General features: G+C 70.9%; 15 protein-coding genes. 1 reads left to right on the top strand and 14 read right to left on the bottom strand.

What is annotated here, in order from left to right:
• Positions 1-10 precede the first annotated feature (10 nt).
• The 11 genes from JHW38_RS18165 to JHW38_RS18115 form a co-directional block, all read right to left on the bottom strand.
• Positions 11-850 carry a Rossmann-like domain-containing protein gene (locus JHW38_RS18165; protein ID WP_207522723.1) on the bottom strand — a complete coding sequence of 280 codons (840 nt, stop codon included), beginning with the start codon at positions 848-850 and terminating at the stop codon, positions 11-13.
• A gap of 52 nt (positions 851-902) precedes the next feature.
• Positions 903-2,180, bottom strand: a complete 1,278-nt coding sequence (locus JHW38_RS18160; RefSeq protein ID WP_207522722.1) for an ATP-grasp domain-containing protein — start codon at positions 2,178-2,180, stop codon at positions 903-905.
• A 25-nt stretch (positions 2,181-2,205) separates the two neighbouring features.
• Positions 2,206-3,270: a pyridoxal-phosphate dependent enzyme gene (locus JHW38_RS18155; protein ID WP_207522721.1), complete on the bottom strand. Its 1,065-nt coding sequence runs from the start codon at positions 3,268-3,270 to the stop codon at positions 2,206-2,208.
• Entirely contained in the window at positions 3,267-4,211 is a 945-nt protein-coding gene (locus tag JHW38_RS18150) for a hypothetical protein (RefSeq protein ID WP_207522720.1), read from the bottom strand. Before JHW38_RS18150 ends, JHW38_RS18155 begins: the two co-directional genes overlap by 4 nt.
• Before the next feature lie 22 nt (positions 4,212-4,233).
• On the bottom strand, positions 4,234-6,198 hold the full coding sequence (locus JHW38_RS18145) for a TonB-dependent receptor domain-containing protein (RefSeq protein ID WP_207522719.1): 1,965 nt from the start codon (positions 6,196-6,198) through the stop codon (positions 4,234-4,236).
• A gap of 2 nt (positions 6,199-6,200) precedes the next feature.
• Complete coding sequence (locus tag JHW38_RS18140; RefSeq protein ID WP_207522718.1) at positions 6,201-7,733, bottom strand: DUF3526 domain-containing protein; 1,533 nt, start codon at positions 7,731-7,733, stop codon at positions 6,201-6,203.
• Entirely contained in the window at positions 7,730-9,133 is a 1,404-nt protein-coding gene (locus JHW38_RS18135) for an ABC transporter permease subunit (protein WP_207522717.1), read from the bottom strand. Before JHW38_RS18135 ends, JHW38_RS18140 begins: the two co-directional genes overlap by 4 nt.
• Positions 9,130-9,891 (bottom strand): ABC transporter ATP-binding protein, encoded by a 762-nt coding sequence (locus tag JHW38_RS18130; protein ID WP_207522716.1) that lies wholly within the window; start codon positions 9,889-9,891, stop codon positions 9,130-9,132. Before JHW38_RS18130 ends, JHW38_RS18135 begins: the two co-directional genes overlap by 4 nt.
• A complete protein-coding gene (locus tag JHW38_RS18125) occupies positions 9,888-12,041 on the bottom strand; it encodes a TonB-dependent receptor (protein WP_207522715.1) in 2,154 nt (717 codons plus the stop codon). Before JHW38_RS18125 ends, JHW38_RS18130 begins: the two co-directional genes overlap by 4 nt.
• 332 nt (positions 12,042-12,373) lie before the next feature.
• Positions 12,374-13,156: a peptidoglycan-binding domain-containing protein gene (locus JHW38_RS18120; RefSeq protein WP_207522714.1), complete on the bottom strand. Its 783-nt coding sequence runs from the start codon at positions 13,154-13,156 to the stop codon at positions 12,374-12,376.
• A gap of 250 nt (positions 13,157-13,406) precedes the next feature.
• Positions 13,407-14,174 (bottom strand): 2OG-Fe(II) oxygenase, encoded by a 768-nt coding sequence (locus JHW38_RS18115; RefSeq protein ID WP_207522713.1) that lies wholly within the window; start codon positions 14,172-14,174, stop codon positions 13,407-13,409.
• A gap of 351 nt (positions 14,175-14,525) precedes the next feature.
• Between JHW38_RS18115 and JHW38_RS18110 the strand changes: the two genes are divergently transcribed.
• Complete coding sequence (locus JHW38_RS18110; protein WP_207522712.1) at positions 14,526-15,164, top strand: diffusible signal factor-reguated Ax21 faimly protein; 639 nt, start codon at positions 14,526-14,528, stop codon at positions 15,162-15,164.
• Between the two features lie 212 nt (positions 15,165-15,376).
• Here the strand turns inward: JHW38_RS18110 and JHW38_RS18105 are convergent, their stop codons facing one another.
• The 3 genes from JHW38_RS18105 to JHW38_RS18095 all read right to left on the bottom strand — a co-directional run bounded on the left by JHW38_RS18105 (position 15,377) and on the right by JHW38_RS18095 (position 17,733).
• The gene (locus JHW38_RS18105; protein WP_207522711.1) at positions 15,377-16,414 is read right to left on the bottom strand and encodes an NAD(P)H-dependent glycerol-3-phosphate dehydrogenase; all 1,038 of its coding nucleotides are present in this window, start codon (positions 16,412-16,414) and stop codon (positions 15,377-15,379) included.
• 31 nt (positions 16,415-16,445) lie between these two features.
• Positions 16,446-16,952, bottom strand: a complete 507-nt coding sequence (gene secB / locus JHW38_RS18100) for a protein-export chaperone SecB (RefSeq protein ID WP_207522710.1) — start codon at positions 16,950-16,952, stop codon at positions 16,446-16,448.
• 343 nt (positions 16,953-17,295) lie between these two features.
• Positions 17,296-17,733 (bottom strand): rhodanese-like domain-containing protein, encoded by a 438-nt coding sequence (locus JHW38_RS18095; RefSeq protein WP_207522709.1) that lies wholly within the window; start codon positions 17,731-17,733, stop codon positions 17,296-17,298.
• Between the last annotated feature and the right edge of the window lie 138 nt (positions 17,734-17,871).

The raw sequence follows: 17,871 nt of genomic DNA, 5'->3' as shown, positions 1-17,871 counted from the left end.
CGTACCCGGCTCAAGCCGCCTCGCGCGCGCCGAGCGATACGGCGCGGTACAGATGGATCGGGGTCGGATCGGCGCTGAACTGCGAGAACGGGAACGGCTCGGCCGACACCGCGGCGACGCCGTGGCCGAGGAAGCGCGGCACGATCGCGCTGCCGGTCTGCGCGTACACCACCAGGCCGACGCCGCGTTCGCGCGCGACCTCGACGATGCGGTCGAACGAGCCGTTGCTCAGGGTCATGCCGGTGGCGATGACCATGTCGGCGGCGGCCAATACCTGCTCCATGTCGGTCGCGACCTCGGTGCCGTCGGAGGTCACGCGCAGGTTGAAATCGCAGGGCAGGCAGACGCCGCCGCGCGCGCGGATCGCCTCGACCAGCGGATTGACCACGCCGATCAGCGCGACCCGCATGCCCGGCCGGATGTCGAGCAGACCGGCGATGGCCGCGTCGCGAGCGCGCGCCCGCTCCAGCGGCGTGCCGTGCGGCAACAGCAGGGTGTGCGCCTGGGCTTGCTCGCGATGCGGATACGCCAGGGCGAGATAGGCGTCGAGCGCGGCCACCCGCACCGGCGTGCGCTCGTCGCGCAGCAGTTCGGCGAGGCTGCGCCCGGACAAGTCCTCGGCGATCGCCGACTCGAGCTGATCGCGCTCCAGGCAGCAGCCGCCGAACGCCGACTCGGCGCGCAGCACCAGGTAGTAGTTGCGGTACTTGGTGTCGGTGCCGGGAAACTGGGTGCTCTGGCGGACCCAGAACGCGCCGACCGCGTGCAACGCGGCGGGATCGGGGCCGTGCTCGCCGCGCAGGACGGCATCGGTGAGGTCGGCGACGGTGCGGGGAATGGACGGATGCATGCGGGTACTCGTTCGAAAGGGCGGGATCGGTGCGAAGCGGCGCTGCGCGGACTCAGGCGGCCGGCGCGACGGCTTCGTCGGCGTAGCGCAGGCGCAGGCCGGCGACCGCGCGCTCGGCGTGCGCGCGCGCGTCCAGGCCGTAGGCGTCGCTGGCGACGACATGGCCGAGGTAGCAGGCGTTGTCGATCGGCGCCGACACCTCGCTGTCGGCGACCGCCGCTAGGCTCCAGCGCGCCACGTTCGGATCCTTGTCGAGCGCCGCGGCGCCGTCGAGCGCGAGCACGCGCCCGCTGCGCGGCGGCACCAGGAACTTGATCGCGGCGCTGGCGACGCCGGTGTCGCGCCGGCGCAGGTCCGGCTCGCGGCCCAGCGCCAGTTCGATCTGCGCATCGAGCAGGTCGATGCCGGTCACCCGCTGGATCAGCTCGGCGATGTAGTTGCCGCCCGGGCGCGGATTGATCTCGACGATGCGCGGCCCCTTCGACGTCAGCTTGACCTCGGTATGGCTGAGCCCGTGATCGTGGCCGACCGCGGCCAGCGCGCCGCGCACCAGCGCTTCGACTTGTTGCGCCAGCGCCGGGTCGAGCCGCGCCGGGAACATGTGGCCGTCCTCGATGAAGTATGGAAACCCGGTGAGGCTCTTGTCGGTGATGCCGATCACCGTGGTGCTGCCGCGATACGTGCAGGCCTCGACGCTGACTTCCTCGCCGTCCATGAACTCCTCCAGCAACAGCAGCGGCACCCGCTCCTGCTCGCGGAAGTTGCGCGGGAACGCCGCCAGCGCGTCGAAGGATTCGCGCAGTTGGTCTTCGTCGCGCACCAACTTGACGAAGGCGCTGGATGCCAGGTCGGTCGGCTTGACGACCAGCGGATAGCCGATGCGCTCGGCCTCGCGCCTGACCTGCTCCCACTCGCCGGTCACGGCGAATTTCGGATTCGGCAGGAACGCGCGCTCGATCGCCTCGCGCACCAGATCCTTGCGCCGCTCCATCACCACGTTGTCGGAGAACGCCTGCGGCAGGTTCAGCGCCTGCGCCACTTCGGCCACGGTGCCGATGTAGTAGTCGCAGATCGTCACCACGCCGTCGAACTCCAGCACCTCGTGCTGGGCGCGCAGGAACTCGACCAGGGCCGGCACGTCGTTGGTGTCGAAGCTCAGCACGTTGTCGGCGTGCTCGATCACCGGATGGATCTCGCGCGAACGCGGGTCCTGGTAGTGGCCGCGGTTGCGGGTGACGAAGGTGTAGCGGTGGCCGAGCCGGGCGATGGCCGGCGGAAAGATCCGGCCGGTGCCGCCGACCCAGCTTTCGATCATCAACAGGTGCGCCATGAGGCGATGCTCCGGAGTAAGGAATTCAATGTGCGGCCGCGGCCTGCGCCGCGGCCGGAGAAACGGATGCGCGCGCGGCCAGCGGATCGAACGCGGCGCGCTCCCAGCGCATCGCCGACCACGGCAGTTCCAGCTGGTCGAGCCGCTCGACGTGTTTGGGCGCGAGCGCGTCCAGCGCCAGCGCCTCGTCGTAGCGCGCGAACACGCCATCGACGTAGCGATGGCCGGTGTCGGCGGCGAGGAACACCACGTTGCGCTCGGGATGCAGCAGCGCTTCGCGCCGCGCGACCAGATGGCAGCAGCCGCTGGACAGGCCGGCGAACAGCGCGTGCTCGCGCAGCAACGCCACCGCGCCGGACAGGCCGTAGTCGAACGAAACCCAGTGCACCTGGTCGTACAGCGCATGGCGCACGTTGCGGAACGGGATCGAACTGCCGATGCCGGCGATGATGATGCCGGGGTCTTCGATGTGCTCGCAGCCGAAGGTCATGCTGCCGAACGGCTGCACGCCGATCAGTTCGACCTCGCCGGCATGCGCGCGCAAGGCGCAGGCCAGCCCGCCGGTGGAGCAGCCCGAGCCGACCCCGCCGACCAGGCTCAGCGGCGCGCCGCGCACGCCGTCGGCGATCAGTTCGGCGACGGGTTCGTAACCGCAGTAATGGATGTCGTCGTGGTACTGCTGCATCCAGTGCAGGTTCGGATCGGCCGCCATCAGCTCGTGGATGCGCGCCACCCGCAGGCTCTGGTCGAGCTTGAGCGTGGCCTGCGGCTCGACCTGCTCGACCGTGGCGCCGAGGATGCGCAACTGCACCATCAGCGTCTTGTCCACGGTCTTGGAGCCGACGATGCGGCACTTGAGCCCGAACTTGTGGCACGCCAGCGCCAGCGCGTACGCGTAGATGCCGCTGGAGCTGTCCATCAGCGTCGCCCCGGGCGCGATGCGGCCGCTGGCGAGCAGGCGTTCGACCGCGACCAGGGTCGAATACACCTTCATGGTTTCGAACCGGGCGACGTACAGGTTCGGCCCGAGCCGGACCAGATCGGGCGCCTTGATCGCATCGGCGATGTGCGCGTGCACGGGCGCGCTCATGGCCCGGCCTCGATCAGCCGGCACTGCCGGCCGAGGCCGGCGAAGAACGCCGACAGCTCGCCCAGGCGCGCGGGGTCGGGACGCTGCGCGAACAGATAGCCGATCAGGCTGCCGGTGTGCGCGACCACCACGCCGTCGGCGCCGAGCTCGCGGCGGTGGCGCAGCAGGATGTCCAGGTGCGGCTTCGGCGTCACCCACTGCGCCAGCTGCGCGCTGCGCGTGGCGACTTCGCAGATCGCCGCCGCGTCGCCGCGCCCGAACGCGTCCAGCGCGAGTTCCAGATGCGCCCGGTACGAGGCCTGGTGGCGCCGGTAGTGCTGCAACAGCGGCTCGGCCAGCTTCTCGGTTTCCACCGTGCCGCCTTCGTCGATGTAGCAGGCGTGCAGGCGCGGCGCGTCGGCGAAGGTCTGCAGGACCTGCTGGCGTCCGCTCAGGTACAGCGCATAACGGTCGAGGAACACGCTGTCGGAGCGCTCGATGCCGCGCAGCAGCGCGGTCAGCGCGGCCAGCGGCGTGGTCGCGCCGAACAGCCGGTCCAGGCAGCGCACCGTCGCGACCAGGTCGGCGGTGGAACTGGCCATGCCCTTTCCGGTCGGCAGTTCGCTGTCGTGCACGAACCGCCCGGGCGGCAGGGTCTTGCCGTGCAGATGCAGATAAGCCTCTATCGCGCGCCGGCACTTGTCCTTGCCGTCGAGATCGCGCTCGATGTCGCCGTCCTCGCCGGGCAGGAAATGCATCCAGCTGTAGCGCCGCACCGGCAGCGAGATCAGGCCGATATGCAGTTCCCCGTGCTGTTCGCACGGCCCCTGCCACAGCTCGCCCAGGGTGCCGTGGCAAACGCCGCTGCAGGCCGCGCGCGGCGTCGCCTCCGGCGCCCATGCGGCGGCGGCGGCCGGATCGTCGGACGCGGCGGCTTGTTTCGATTGGTAGCGTTGCAGCATGCGCATCTCCCCGAGCGCGAGATCAACCGCCGAAATCCACCGTCAGCTGCGCCACGTAGCGGCGTCCGTCGATGAGGCCGAAACTGTTGTTGCCGTAGATGTTCCAGGTGAAGGTGTCGCCGACGTTGGCCACCAGCAGGCGCAGGCTCGCCGGCGCCTCGCCGAGGCGGAAGCGATAGCGCGCGCCGAGGTCGACCAGCGCGTAGGCCGGCACCACGTTGCGCCCGTCGCGCGAAGCCACGCGTTCGCCGTAGCGGCTCATCGACGCATCGAACGACCAGCCCGACAGCCACGGCGGGCGGTACTCCAGGTCGGCGCGCAGCAATTGCTCGGTCTGGCCGATGGGACGGTCGCCGACCCGCCCCAGCCGCACCGCCTCGCCGCTGACGCGCGGGCGCATCAGCACCGCGCCGGCGACCACGGTCCAGCGGTCGCCGGGCTTGCCGCTCAAACTCAGCTCGATGCCGCGATGGCGCACTTCGGCCAGCGGCCCGAACACGTTGCGCTCGTCGGTGGCGAAATACGGCTTGCGCACGTCGAACGCGCCGGCGACCAGCTTCAGGTCGTCGCCGAGCTTCCAGCGCAGCCCCGCATCGGTCTGGCGGGTGCGGATCGCCGGCAGCGCCTGATTGCGGTTGGCCGCATCGTCCGGCGCGATGCCGCTCTCCTCCAGGCCGCGGGTGTGGCCGGCGTACAGCGCCAGCCGCGGACTCAGTTGCAGCGACACGCTCGCGCTCGGCAGCCAGGGATCGTCGCGGCTCAGCGCCGTCGCCGCGCCGGGCTGCTCGATGCGCTTGCGGTAACGGCTGCGCTGCACGCCGAGATTCCACTCGCCGACCTCGCGCCAGCGGCCCTCGTAGGCCAGGCCCGCGGTCCATTGCTCGACCCGGTCGTGGGTCAGCGGTCCGAAGTCGAAACCGTCCGGCCGCGGCTGCGGACGCGGTTCGCCGAGCGGCCGCCAGCCGTAATCGATCGCCGGCGCCGAACCGCCGTACTCGCTGTCCACGCCGCGCCCGCGCACCGCCGCATGCAGCACGTGCAGGCGCGGGCCCTCGCGGAAGCTGCGGCTGAGCCGCAACTCGCCGCTGGTGGACGCATAACGCTGGCGCGGATCGGCGACCACGCGCTCGCGGGTCAGGCCATCGGGCGTGGTGTCGGAAAACAGTTCGGCGAAGCCTTGCGGCTGGTTGTTGACCGAACGCACCACGCCGCCGGCGAAGGCCCAGTCCGCACCGATGCGCGCCTTGGCCAGCACGCCGAAATTGCGGCTGTCGTATTCGTTGTCGCTCCAGCTCTGGCCGAAGTGGCGGCGGCGCTCGATCTTCGGCGGCCGGTACGGGCCCGCGGTCAGGATGGTCGGCGCCACTTCCTCGTCGCGGCCGCGCGAGATGCTCCAGAACGGCAGGATCTCGATCCAGTCGTTCGGCCGCCAGCGCGGCACGAAGCCGGCGCGCACATAGCGCGCGTCGGCGCCGTCGTAATACTCCTCGCGCGCCAACGCCAGGTTGGCGGCGATGCCGAAACGTCCCTCGACCAGCGGCAGGCGCGCGTCGAACTCCAGCGCCGGCGCGCCGTAGGCGTTGAGCGCCGCCAGCACGCTGAGCACGCGTTCGTCGCCGGCCTTCTTCAGCCGATAGTCGACGATCCCGGTCGGCGCCGGGAACGGATAGTTCAGCGCCGACGGGCCGACCCGGATGCTCGAACCTTCCACCAGCGCCGGCGGCACCGTGCCCTGGCGATCGAAGTAGACGCCGTCCATGCGCACGTTGCCGGCGTCCACCGGCGAGAAGCCGCGCACCTGCTTGGCGCTGTACAAGCCGATGGTTTCGTTGCCCAAGGTCGCGCCGAACGCGTCCTCGGCCGCGGTCACCGCGTTGTCGCCGGCGCGCTGCGCCTGCGCGGCCGCGGCGCAGACCATGAGCGCGAAGCCGACGCTCCAGTTCGATGCGCCGGCCCGAGCCGACGGCGTGCGGGAGTGCGCGCGCACGCTCACAACTCCGCCGGCCATTGCCGCAGGCGCCGCAGCGCCCAGCCGCTCAGGCCCGCCGCCAGCAGCGTCAGCCACAGCGCCATCGGCAGCGCGCCGGCCACCCGCGACCACGCCGGCGCTTCGCTCCAGACGTACGCCGGGATCGCATCGAACTCCAGGAAGTTCATGCGCCCGTAGCTGTCCGCGCGCGGCCGCGGCGTCGGCGCCGCGATCTGGCGCTGCATGCGCGGATAGAACCACTCGCGCAATCGCTTCTGGTACGCCGCGGTCTGGCGTTCGAAACGGCGATGGCGCTCGGCGTCGGTGCCGGCCAGACGCGCCAGCGCCTGCTCCATGCCCAGCGGCGGCGCCGCGTAGCCGGCCCACTGCGACAGCCGCTCGCGCGCGCTGTGCGCGCTGTCCTGGCGGTCGCGCAGCGGTTGCAGGCGGCGCTCCAGTTCCGGCGCCAGGAAGCTCAGTCGCGTGGCGTAGTCCAGGCTGCCGATCTTGTCGAGCGAACCGGCCAGGTCGGCGCGGGCGCGGAAGTCGCGCGCGAGCAGCGCATCGCGTTCGACGCCGATGGCGTCGTTGGCGCGGCGCTGCGCGTCCACGTAAGCGATCGGCGTGGGCGCGTCGCCCAGGCGCGCGGCGACCCCGCTGCCGAGCAGCGGCAGGCCGATCGCCAGCACCGCCCACACCGCGCTCATCAGGCTGATCGCGCCGGCGGCGCCGGGCCACGCGGACACCACGACGAATCCCAGCGCGGCCCAGAACCCCAGGTAGGCCACCACCAGTGCCGCCGACGCGATCAATTCGGGAACGGCGGCGCCGAGGTCGGCGCCGGCCGAGAACAATGCGATCAACATGCTCAACAGCGCCGCCGGCGCCAGCCAGAGGAAGATCGCGGCGATGCGCGCGCCGAGCCAGGCGCGCGGCCCGACCCGTTGCGCGGCGATCAGCCGCAGCATGCCGTGGTCGCGCTCGAACGTGGCGAGCAAGCCGATCAGCACGATCGCCGCGACCGGCAGCAGATACACCAGCACGTAGCCGAGATCGAACCGGCCCAGGCCGAGCGCGCGCGGATTCTCGAAATCGTAGGCCGGCTCGATCCCGAACGGCGTTTCCAGCTTCACCGGCAGCCGCGTCGGCATCAGATCGCTGCCGCCGACCGCCAGCGGCGACAGCGGCAGGTTCGGCTTGTAGCTGTGGGCGCGCAGGAAATAACGGCTGAAACCGGCCACGTCGGTCGGGTCCTGCCAGTACGGCACCGGTTCGGCCGCCGGTTCCGCGTAACGGCGCGCGCGCTCGAGGATCTGCCGGGTCCAGTCCAGATCGCTGGCGCGGCTGCGCTCGATCGCCCGGTCCTGGCCGCGATGCAGCGCGGCGCCGCTGTGCGCGCCCCACAGCATCGCCGCGAACAGCAGACCGATCACGGTCCACAACAGACGGCTGCGGCCGATATGGCCGAGTTCCCAACGCAACAGCTCGGCGAAACCGGCGCTGCGCGCGGCCGGCAACGCGATCGCGCCGGCGTGGTCGCTGCGCGCGCTCATGGCCGCAGCCTGCGCGCGGCCAGCGCCAGCAAGCCCGCGGCCAACGCCGCCCAGGCGAGCAAGCCGGACAGCGCGGGCGCGGCGTTGCGCCAGTTCGCCGCCAGCGCCGGCATCGGCGCTTCGAACTGCGGCACCTGCGCCCACAGGCGTTCGTCGTTGGTATGGCGCGGCTGCGCGCCATTGAGCGGATGCGCCATCACGTCCTCGTTCATGCGGTTGACCAGCGCGCGCCGGTAGTGCTCGGCGGCATCGATGAAGCGCCGGTGGTGGCCGAAATCGCTGCCGGCCAGCAGCGGCGACAGGCTCTGCATCGCGGTCGCCGGGCTCGCCCAGCCCCAGGCGGCGAAGGCGCGGTCCTGCGCCGCGACGCGGTCGTAGAAACCGCCGAGCACGCGGTCGAAGACTTCGTGCGAATGGCGCTCGCTCAGATCCAGCTCGGCGCCGCGCGCGTCCACGCGCATCTCGCCGACGTCCTTGGCGCCGTAGCGCGCGAGCAAGGCGCTGCGGTGCTTCTTGGCTTCCTCGGCGGTCCAGAACGACGGCGCTTCGTCCTGCAGCTGTTGCTTGACCTGTTGGCTCGACGGCAACGGCACCGCGGCTTCGACCGCGCCGCTGGCCCAACGCGGCAAGGCCAGCGCCAGCGCGATCCACAGCCCGAACAACAGCGCCAGCGCGCCGCGCACGCTGCGCGTCAGCAAGCACGCCGCCACGCCGAGCGCGGTCAGCACGCCCAGGTACACCGCCATCGCCGCCGCCCACAGCGCCAGGCGCAAGGCCACGTCCGCGCTCAGTCCGCCCAGCGCGGCGCTGGCGACGGCCGCCGCGACGGTGACCGGTGCGAGCAACGCAAGCAGCAGCGCCGACCAGATCGCCAGCGCCTTGGCGGCGACGATCGCGCGCGGACGCAGCGCCGCGCCGAGCGCCAGGCGCAAGGTGCCGCGCTCGCGGTCCATCGCCACCGCGGTGAACGCCAGCAGGAACGCCACCAGCGGCGCGAACGCGATCAACAGGCTGGCCGGACTGGCCAGCCCCGCGCGCTGCAACGCCGACGCATCGCCCTGCGGCCGGTACAGCATGTCGTTCTGCACGTGCGCTTCCAGCCACACGGTCTGGCCGACGAAGGGCTGCGCGCCCGGGTCCAGCGCCGCCAACAGCGGCGCCGGCTTGAACGCGAAGATGCTGTAGTGCGCGGCCGAATGCGGATCCTTCGCGCCCTGCCCCAGCCAGCGCGCGCGCTCGGCCTTTGCGGCCTGCGCCTTGGCCGCATTGCCCGACGCCACCGTCGCCAGGTCGAACGAAAACGCCAGCAACACCAGCGCGGCCAGCGCCAGCAACGCCCACCAGGCGCGGCGGTCGCGGCGCAGCAGGGTCCATTCGTACGCGGTCAGCGACGCGCTCATGCGGCGGCCGCTCCGGTCGCGGCCGCGCCGGCCGCGTCGAGTTCCTGCAAGTACAGCGCTTCGATCTGCGAGGCCGACAGTTCGCTGGTGCGGCGCTCGGTCAACAACCGGCCCGCGCGCAGGATGCCGAGGCGATGGGCCACGTCCTTGACCCGGTACAGATCGTGGGTCGCCATCAGCACCGCCACGCCGCGCCGCGACGCAGCGCGCATGCCGTGCGACAGATCGTTGGCGGCGCTGGCGTCCAGGCCCGAGGTCGGTTCGTCGAGCAGCAGCAACTGCGCGTCCTTGGCCAGGGCGATGGCGAGGCCGACTTTCTGCCGCATGCCCTTGGAAAAACCGCCGGCGCGGCGGGTATGCGCTTCCTCCTGCAAACCGGCCTCGGCCAGCAGCGCGCGCGCCTGGCGCGCGTCGATGCGGCGGCCGCCGAGCAAGGCGAAATAGCTCAGGTTCTCGATCGCGTCGAGCTGCGGATGCAGCATCACCGTTTCCGGCAGATACGCGATCCTGGCGCGCGCGCCGAGTCGGTCGCGGCCCACGTCGATGCCGGCGACCTCGATGCGGCCGCCGTCCGGGTCCAGGAACCCGAGGATCAGGTTCAAGGTGGTGGTCTTGCCGGCGCCGTTGGGACCGAGCAGCGCGTACACCTCGCCCGGCGCGATGCCGAGCGTCAGCGACTGCAGGGCGTGGCGGTCGCCGAAGTCCTTGCGCACGCCGTCCAGGCGCAGCGCGTCGGTGCTGCTCTCGAGCAGGCTCATAGGTTCACCCTCAAGGTCAGCTCGACGCTGCGCGGCGCGCCGAGCACGAATTGGTCGGCGGCGCCGCCGGTCCAGTCGGCGTACAGCGCATCGCCGAGGTTGCGCCCGTACAGCGCGATCTCGCCGAACGGCAACCGGTAGGCGACGCTGGCGTCCCAGACCGTGCGGCCGGCGACGCGCAGGCGGTTGGCGTTGTCGGCGTACCACGGCCCGACGTAGCGCGCGCCGGCGCCGACGGTCAGCGGCAGCGCGTCGAAGCGGTAGCTCGCATGCACTTGCGCGATACGCTCGGGCACGTTCGGCGGTACGTTGCCGGCGCGGTCGGCGCCGCCGGCCTCGCGCAGTTTGTCGAAGCGCGCGTTCAACGCGGCCACGCTGGCGTCGATGCGCAAGGCGCGGGTCAGCGCCGCCGCCGCGGTCAGTTCGATCCCGCGCGACGACTGGGTGCCGCCTTGCACCGACAGATTGGCGTTGCGCGGATCGCGGGTGACGATGTCGTCCTGCTCGATCCAGTACGCGCTCGCGCCCAGATCGACGCGGCCGTCCCACACGCTGCTCTTGATCCCGGCCTCGGCCGAACGCCCGTGGGTCAGTTCGAAGCGCGAGTTCGCCAGCGACAGCAGCGGCAGGCTGCCGACCGGCGCCACCGCGGTGCTGTACTGCGCGTACAGCTGGGTCGCCGGCGCCAGATCGTAGACCGTGCCCAGCCGCCACGACAGCGGTTCGTAAGTGCGTTCGAAGCGCGTGCGCGCGCCGGTGTTGCGGTCGTCGATGCGGCGTTCCAGCTCGATCCGGTCGTAACGCAGGCCGGCCAGCAGCAACCAGCGTTCGCTGAGGTTGTAGGCGTCTTCGGCGAACAGCGAGTACACCCGGGTGCGCGAATCGAAATCGACGCGGTTGCCGGCGCCGGGGAAGTTCGCCGCGGTGTCGGCGAAGCTGACCGAACCGCGCTGCGGCGCGAACGGATCGACGGGCGCGGTGGTGCCGAAGCGGCGCATCACCGCGAAGTCGCCGTTGCTGATTTCCATGCCGACCGCGGCGCGGTTGCGGCGTCCGCCCAACTCGCTGTCGGCCGACAGCGTCGCGCGCTCGACCCAGAAGCGTTGATCGTGCTCGATCCGGGTGGTGCCGCGGTCGAGCAGGCCGCTGCGCGGGTTGAACGCGTAGGTTTCCGAATTCCACCAGCGGCGCTTGGCGTCGTAGTAGCTGAACTCGTTGCTGAAGCGCAGGCCGTCGCCGATCTGCCAACCCACCCGCGTGCGCAGCCAGTCGCCGCGCGAATCCTGCAGACCGTTGTCGACGTTGTAGTTGCGCCGGCGCAGCGAACGGTCGAGCACGCGCCCGTCGGCGCTGCGCACCAGCGAGCTGGGGTCGCGCGCGAGCGCGGCGGGAAGCAGCGGCGTGCCCCAGTACGCCGTGTCGTAGTCGTCTTCGAAATGATCCAGCGCGACATCGACCTCGATCGCGTCGCTCGGCCGCCAGCGCGCGGCCACGGTGGCCGAGGTGGACTCGCTGGCGGTGCCGTCGACGTAGCCGTCGCCGCTGCGGCGGCTGGCGATCGCGCGCAAGGCCAGGCGCTCGCCGACCGGTTCGTTGAAATCCACCGCGTAGCGGCGGCCGCCGAAGCTGCCGACGCCGATCAGGCCGGAGAACGCGCGGCCGTCGAAGTCCGGGCGCTTGGGCACCAGATTGATCGCGCCGGCCAGCGCGCCTTCGCCGTACAGCACCGAGGCCGGGCCCTTGAGCACTTCGATGCGCTCGAAGCTCCAACTGTCGAAGTCGCGGGTGACCAGCGGCGCGGTGCTCTGGCGCACGCCGTCGTACAGCAGCGCGATCGCGCCGCCGCTGAAGCCGCGCATCGAGGCCGTGCCCGGCGACGACGGCAACTGCCCGGCCAACACGCCCGGCGCGGCGTTGAGCGTCTCGACGCTGCCGCGCAGGCCGCGGGCCTGGATCTGTTCCTGGGTCAGCGTCGTCACCGCGGCCGGCGTCTCGCGCCCGCTCAGGCCCAGGCGCGAGGCGGTCGGCGCGGGCCGGTCCCACGGCGCGGCGGACGCGCCTTCGACGGTGACCTTGTCGAGCAGCTTGGGCGTGGCGCCGCCGGCGCTTTCGGCCGGCGCGGTCTGGGCGAAGGCGGACGGCAGCGCCAACGCGCTCAGGACCGCGCCCGCGAGCCAGCGCGGCCCGGCGCCGGGCGCGACCGCCCCGCCGCGTCGTTGTGGTGTTCCGCCTGCCGCTGCCGCGCGGCTTCCCCGACTGCCTGTGTTCACTGCGACCCCTGCTGCACCGAAAGTGTGAAATGAAACGATATATCATTTCATTTCCGACACAAGGTAAGCGGGAGTCGCGGGGGCGTCAATACGGCAGAGGGGGGATTCGTCCGGTGCGGCGCCAAGGCCGCAGGCGGTGCTGGGCGGATTCGTCGCCGATGGACCGGCCGTGGAGGGCCCGGCCCACACGCGCCGGGCCGGGCCGGCCGGACTCAGCCCAGGCGGATGAAATCGCAGGCCGCGGTCTTGCGCGCGCGGCGCGCGACCTCGAACCCGTTGGCCGAGCCCTTGTGGTCGGTATTGCCCTCGATGCTGAGGAAGCTGTCGGCGTTGCCGTCGAAGGCGAAGCCGGTGTGGATCCAGTCGCTGGCGCTCTTGCGCACCAGGAACACGCCGCAAGCGCCGAGCGCGGCGAAGCCCGGCGCGCCGGCGAGCGCGCGCGCGGCGAGGAAACGCCCGCCGGCCTTGGCCTGCGCCGCCAGTTCGTCGCAGCCGAAGCTGCCGGCGATCGGCATCGCCCGCCCCGCATGCTCGGCCGCCTGGCGCAACACCGTGCTGACGAACCCCGCGCACCACAGCATGCTCTCGCCCTCGCTGCCCTTCATGTAGAACCGCACCCACGGCCCGCGATTGGCGCCGCCGAGTTCGACCGGATGCGCGAGCAGATGCTGCTCGGCGAACCAGCGCACCAACTGCGGATACGGCTTGTTCGCCGGCGCGTTGGCGCTCGCGCCGACAACGCGCGCCAGCGGCTCGGTCAGCGCCGCCCACAGCGTCGGCCCGACTTCGCCGGCATAGGCGATGCGCTTGCGCGCGGCGAAGCCCTGCAAGGCGCGGTCGGTCCCGGGGCCGAACTTGCCGTCGATCGGCGTGCCGCTGTCGTGATAGCCCAGCCACTCCTGCACCCGCTTCACCGCCGCGCCGCTGGCGCCCTGGCGCAAGGCGCCGGGGAAATCGAGTTCGCGGCGCACGAAAGATTGGTCTTGCAGCGGCATGGCGGGCTCCTTGTGATCGACTCGTCCTCGGATCGCGCCGCGGTGCGGCGCGCCGTTCGCGCAGCGGCGACTTAGGAGCCAACGCCGCCGCTACGGCGGGGCGGTCAGCGACCGGCGATGCACGGATGCAACAGCGCTGTGGCCGCGATGCGCGCGCCGTCGCGTTTGCCGCGGGCGCTAACAGCGCAGGGCGTGCGACGTTTTCGCAGATGACGCGGGTGAGCCGCACCGCCGTCGCGGCGCCGGCCGCTCACTGCGCGTCGTGGAAGATCACGCCCAGCGTATGCCGCGTGCCCGCGCGCAACGCGCTCACGCCATGGCGCAGGTTGACCCGGTAGAACCCGCGCGCGCCGCGCTGCGGCCGGTGGCGCACCGCGAACGCCACCGCATCGCCTTGCCGCAGCGGCACCACCTGCGCGCGCGACTGCATGCGCGGACGCTGTTCGGTCAGCACGAACTCGCCGCCTTCGAAGTCGCGCCCGGGCTGCGACAGCAAGATCGCGGTTTGCAGCGGAAACACATGCTCGCCGTAGACGTCCTGGTGCAGGCAGTTGTAGTCGCCCTCGCCGTAGCGCAACAGCAACGGCGTCGGTCGCGTCTGGCCGGCGGCATGGCAGCGCGCCACGAACGCCTGCAACGAATCCGGATACCCGCCGTCTTCGCCCAGCGCCGCGCGCCAACGCTCGGCGATCCGCGCCAGAGGCGGGTACAGGCCTTCGCGCAACGCCTGCACCATCGGCGGCAGCGGATAGCCGAAGTAACGGTATTCGCCGCGGCCGAAGCCGTGGCGCTGCATGACGATGCGGCTGCGGTAGCGCGGCTCGTCGTCGTAAGCGTCCGCCAGCGCCGCGCATTGGCTCGCGCTGAGCAGCTTCGGCAGCAGCGCCCAGCCGCGTTCGTCGAGCGCGGCGCCGAGCGCGCTCCAGTCGTAGCCGTCGATGCGGCGATGCAGGCGTTCGCGCGCGTCCGGCGCGGCGGTTTCGGGCGCTGTTTGCGAAATCCAAGCGTCGGCGATCATGGGATTGAGCGTCCTGCGGCGCATGCGTATGACGAACGTCATGCTGGCGATGCGCGCGACGCCGCGCCATCCGTTTCTTGCGCTGCGCCTGTTTGCCGATCGTGCGCGCGAATGTTCAGCCTCTAGCAAGGCTCGTGCGTTGCGATGCTGAAAATCCCCTTAAAAACCGTGACTTCAGGCCTAGACCGATGTCCAAGTACCGTAAACAGAACGTTTAGTTCCTATAAAAAACTCAGAAAAATTCAGGTGCGATTGAAGCGCGATGACGATACTGCGCACACCGATCCACACGGACGCCTTACCCCGAGGCGCGTGGAAACGGAATAAGACCAATAAGAGGCTAAGACCTTTATGAAGCGTGCATTGCTTGCCCTGACCCTCGCCGCTGCGCTGCCGTTCGCCGCTTCGGCCGCCGAAGGCGTCTCCTACAACTACGTCGAAGCCGGCTACGCCAAGATCGACGCCAAGAACAAGTTCGCCGATTCCGATGGCTGGACCATCGCCGGTTCGTACGCGTTCCACCCGAACTTCCACGTCTTCGGCAGCTACAGCAAGCAGGAGACCGATTCGCGCAGCTTCATCAGCAGCATCGGCACCATCCGCATTCCGAGCACCGATCTGGACCGCTGGAACATCGGCGTGGGCTACAACCATGAGCTGAGCAAGCGCGTCGACCTCGTCACCCGCATCGCCTACGAGCAGAACAAGTACGACTTCAGCGGTTTCTCGGACAAGTTCAAGGGCGGTTTCGTCGAAGCCGGCGTGCGCGGCACGCTGACCCCGAACTGGGAAGGCTATGCCTTCGCCGGTTACCAGGACTTCGACAACACCCGTTCGTACGGCAGCTCGGCCGACAAGTACGACAGCAAGTTCTACGCCCGCGTGGGCACCCTGGTGAAGTTCAACAACAACTGGGGCATCACCGCCGACGCCAAGTTCATCGACGGCGGCGAGAAGGAATACTTCATCGGTCCGCGCTTCAGCTTCTAAGAAAGCGCTCCGACGGTACTCCAGCAACAATCGCGAATTCTCTCTCTCCCCCGAAAAGTCGCGATGGAGCCCGGCCGCAAGGTCGGGCTCTTTTTTTGCCCGTTCGCCGCGACGCTGCGCGGATTGCGCGCGCGCGACCGACGCGCGGCCTGGCGGCGCGCGCGGATCGGGTTGCGGGAAAACAGCGCGCGCCGCCGGCGCGCGCGGCGCGATCAGCCGAACAGGTCGTTCGGGTACTCGGGCTTCTGCTCGCGCGCGAGCAGCTGGCGCAGGCCGTCGGACGGGGTGATGCGGCCGTGCAGCACTTCGCGCACGGCGCTGGAGATCGGCAGTTCGATGCGGTGGCGCTCGGCCTGGCGCATGACTTCGTCGGCGGTCTGCACCGATTCGACCACCTGGCCGATCTCGCGCACCGCGTCCTCGATCGACTGGCCGCGGCCCAGGGCCAGGCCCAGGCGGCGGTTGCGCGACAGGTCGCCGGTGCAGGTCAGCACCAGGTCGCCGAGGCCGGCCAGGCCCATCAGGGTTTCGGGCTGGCCGCCGATGGCCTGGTTGAGGCGCAGCATTTCGTTGAGGCCGCGGGTGATCAGGCCGGCGCGGGCGTTGAGGCCGAGCTGCATGCCGTCGGCGACGCCGGTGGCGACCGCGAGCACGTTCTTCATCGCGCCGCCGAGTTCGGCGCCGAGCATGTCGTCGCCGGTGTAGGCGCGGAACGCCGGGCCGTGCAGCGCATCGGCGACCGACTGGGCGAAGTCCGCGTCGTCGGAATGCACGGTCAGCGCGGTCGGCAGGCCTTGCGCGACTTCCTTGGCGAACGAGGGGCCGGTGACGACCGCCAACGGCACGCCGGCGCCGAGCACTTCCTCGGCGACTTCGTGCAGGAAACGGCCGCTGCCGGGCTCGAAGCCCTTGGTCGCCCAGGCCACGCCGGCGTGCGCGGGCCGATGCGGGGCCAGCGCGCGCAGGGTTTCGGCGAAGGCGTGCGAGGGCGTCACCACCAGCACCAGATCGGCGCCGGCCAGCGCCGCCGCCAGATCGGTGGTGGCGCGCAGCGCGTCCGGCAGGGCGATGCCCGGCAGGTAGCGCGGGTTTTCGTGGCGGCCGTCGATGGCCGCGGCGACGTCGCCGTCGCGGCCCCACAGCACGGTCGGGTGACCGTGCCGGGCGATCAGCGCCGCCAGCGCGGTGCCCCAGGAACCGGCACCGATCACCGCCACGCGCGGCTTGAGAGTCGTGGTCTGCGAAGTCATGCGCGCGACGGAGTCCGGTGCGTGCCCGGGATCAGGCGTTGCCGGCGGTTTCCGCGTCGGCGAGGCTCTCGCCCTGGCCGGCGCGCTGACGCAGGCCTTCGGCGTATAGCGCGTCGAAGTTGATCGGCTGCAGGAAGAACGGCGGGAAGCCGCCGGCCTGGATCAGGTCGCTGATGAGCTGGCGCGCGTAGGGATACAGCACGTTCGGGCAGTGGGTGCCGAGCATCGCGTCCAGGGTCTGGGCGTCGAAGCCGATCAGGCCGAACACGCCGGCCTGCTTCACTTCGGCCAGGTACATCGACTTGTCGCCGGCGGTGCAGGTCAGGGTCACGCCGAGCACGACTTCGAAGGCGTTGTCGCCGACGCGCTGCACGTTCTGCGACAGGTTCAGCTGCAGCTGCGGCTGCTGGGTTTCGGCGAACACGGCCGGCGCGCCGGGGACCTCGAAGGAGACGTCCTTGACGTAAATCTTTTCGACGGTGAACGCGGGGCCGTTATCGGCCGGCGCGACCGCGCCGTTGACGTTTTCTTCGGACATCGTGGTGACTCCCCCAGCTAGATGAAATTTCGAAAAGAGGCCGATTATGCCCGCTCGTCCGCGCCGGACCAAACGGCCCGGCGGCGGCGGCGCGGATCGGCCGCGGAACAGCTTGGATTGAGGCGATTGCGGCGCGATCAAGCCCCGATCGGCCGGATCGGCGTTGCGCCGGGACGGAATCCCGGCGCGCCTCACACAATGCCGGGCCCGGATCGCCGGCGGCGAGACCGCGGCGGGCGCCAGCCTGGCCGGCGCGCGTGACGCGGGCGCGACAAGGCGCGCGCAGCGCTGGTAAAGCGGGTTCAGGCGCGAACGAAGCGACGGCCGCGGCGCGGCCGCCGGCTCAGTTGCGGCCCTTGATCAGCGGCAGGTCGGCCTGCTGCCAGGCGGCGATGCCGCCGTCGAGCCAATAGACCTGCTCGAAACCGGCCTTCTTCAGCCGCTTGGCGGCGTCGGCGGAGGCCTGGCCGTTGCGGCACACCGCGACCACCGGCAGTTGCTTGGCCGCGGCCAGCAGCTTGCTTTCCGGATCGAACTGGCTCGGCTGGACCGAGCGGCTGCCCGGGATGTGGCCCTTTTCGTATTCCGCGATCGCCGACAGGTCGATGACCAGGGCGTTGTCGCGGTTGATCAGCTGGGTCAGCTCGGCCGGACGCAGGGCCTTGTAGCCGCGGAACAGCCGCGCGGTCTCGGTGTAGATCAGCGCCACGGTCAAGCCGACCAGGCCCAGCGACAGGTACAGGTGGCGGCCGGCGAACGCCAGCAATTCATCGAAACTCACGGAGTCAGCTCATGCACGGGCGGGGCCGGCACGGCCCACGCGGGGCCGCGATTGTCGCCCACCGCGGCCCCAGGAAGCAAAAAGGGCCCCTGGCGGGGGCCTTCAGGAGATGGCGCCTAGGAGATAGGAGGTAGCAAG

This window comes from Lysobacter enzymogenes (genome assembly GCF_017355525.1).
Taxonomy (GTDB): Bacteria; Pseudomonadota; Gammaproteobacteria; order Xanthomonadales; family Xanthomonadaceae; genus Lysobacter; species Lysobacter enzymogenes_C.
This window is presented reverse-complemented; position numbering and strand designations above follow the sequence as displayed.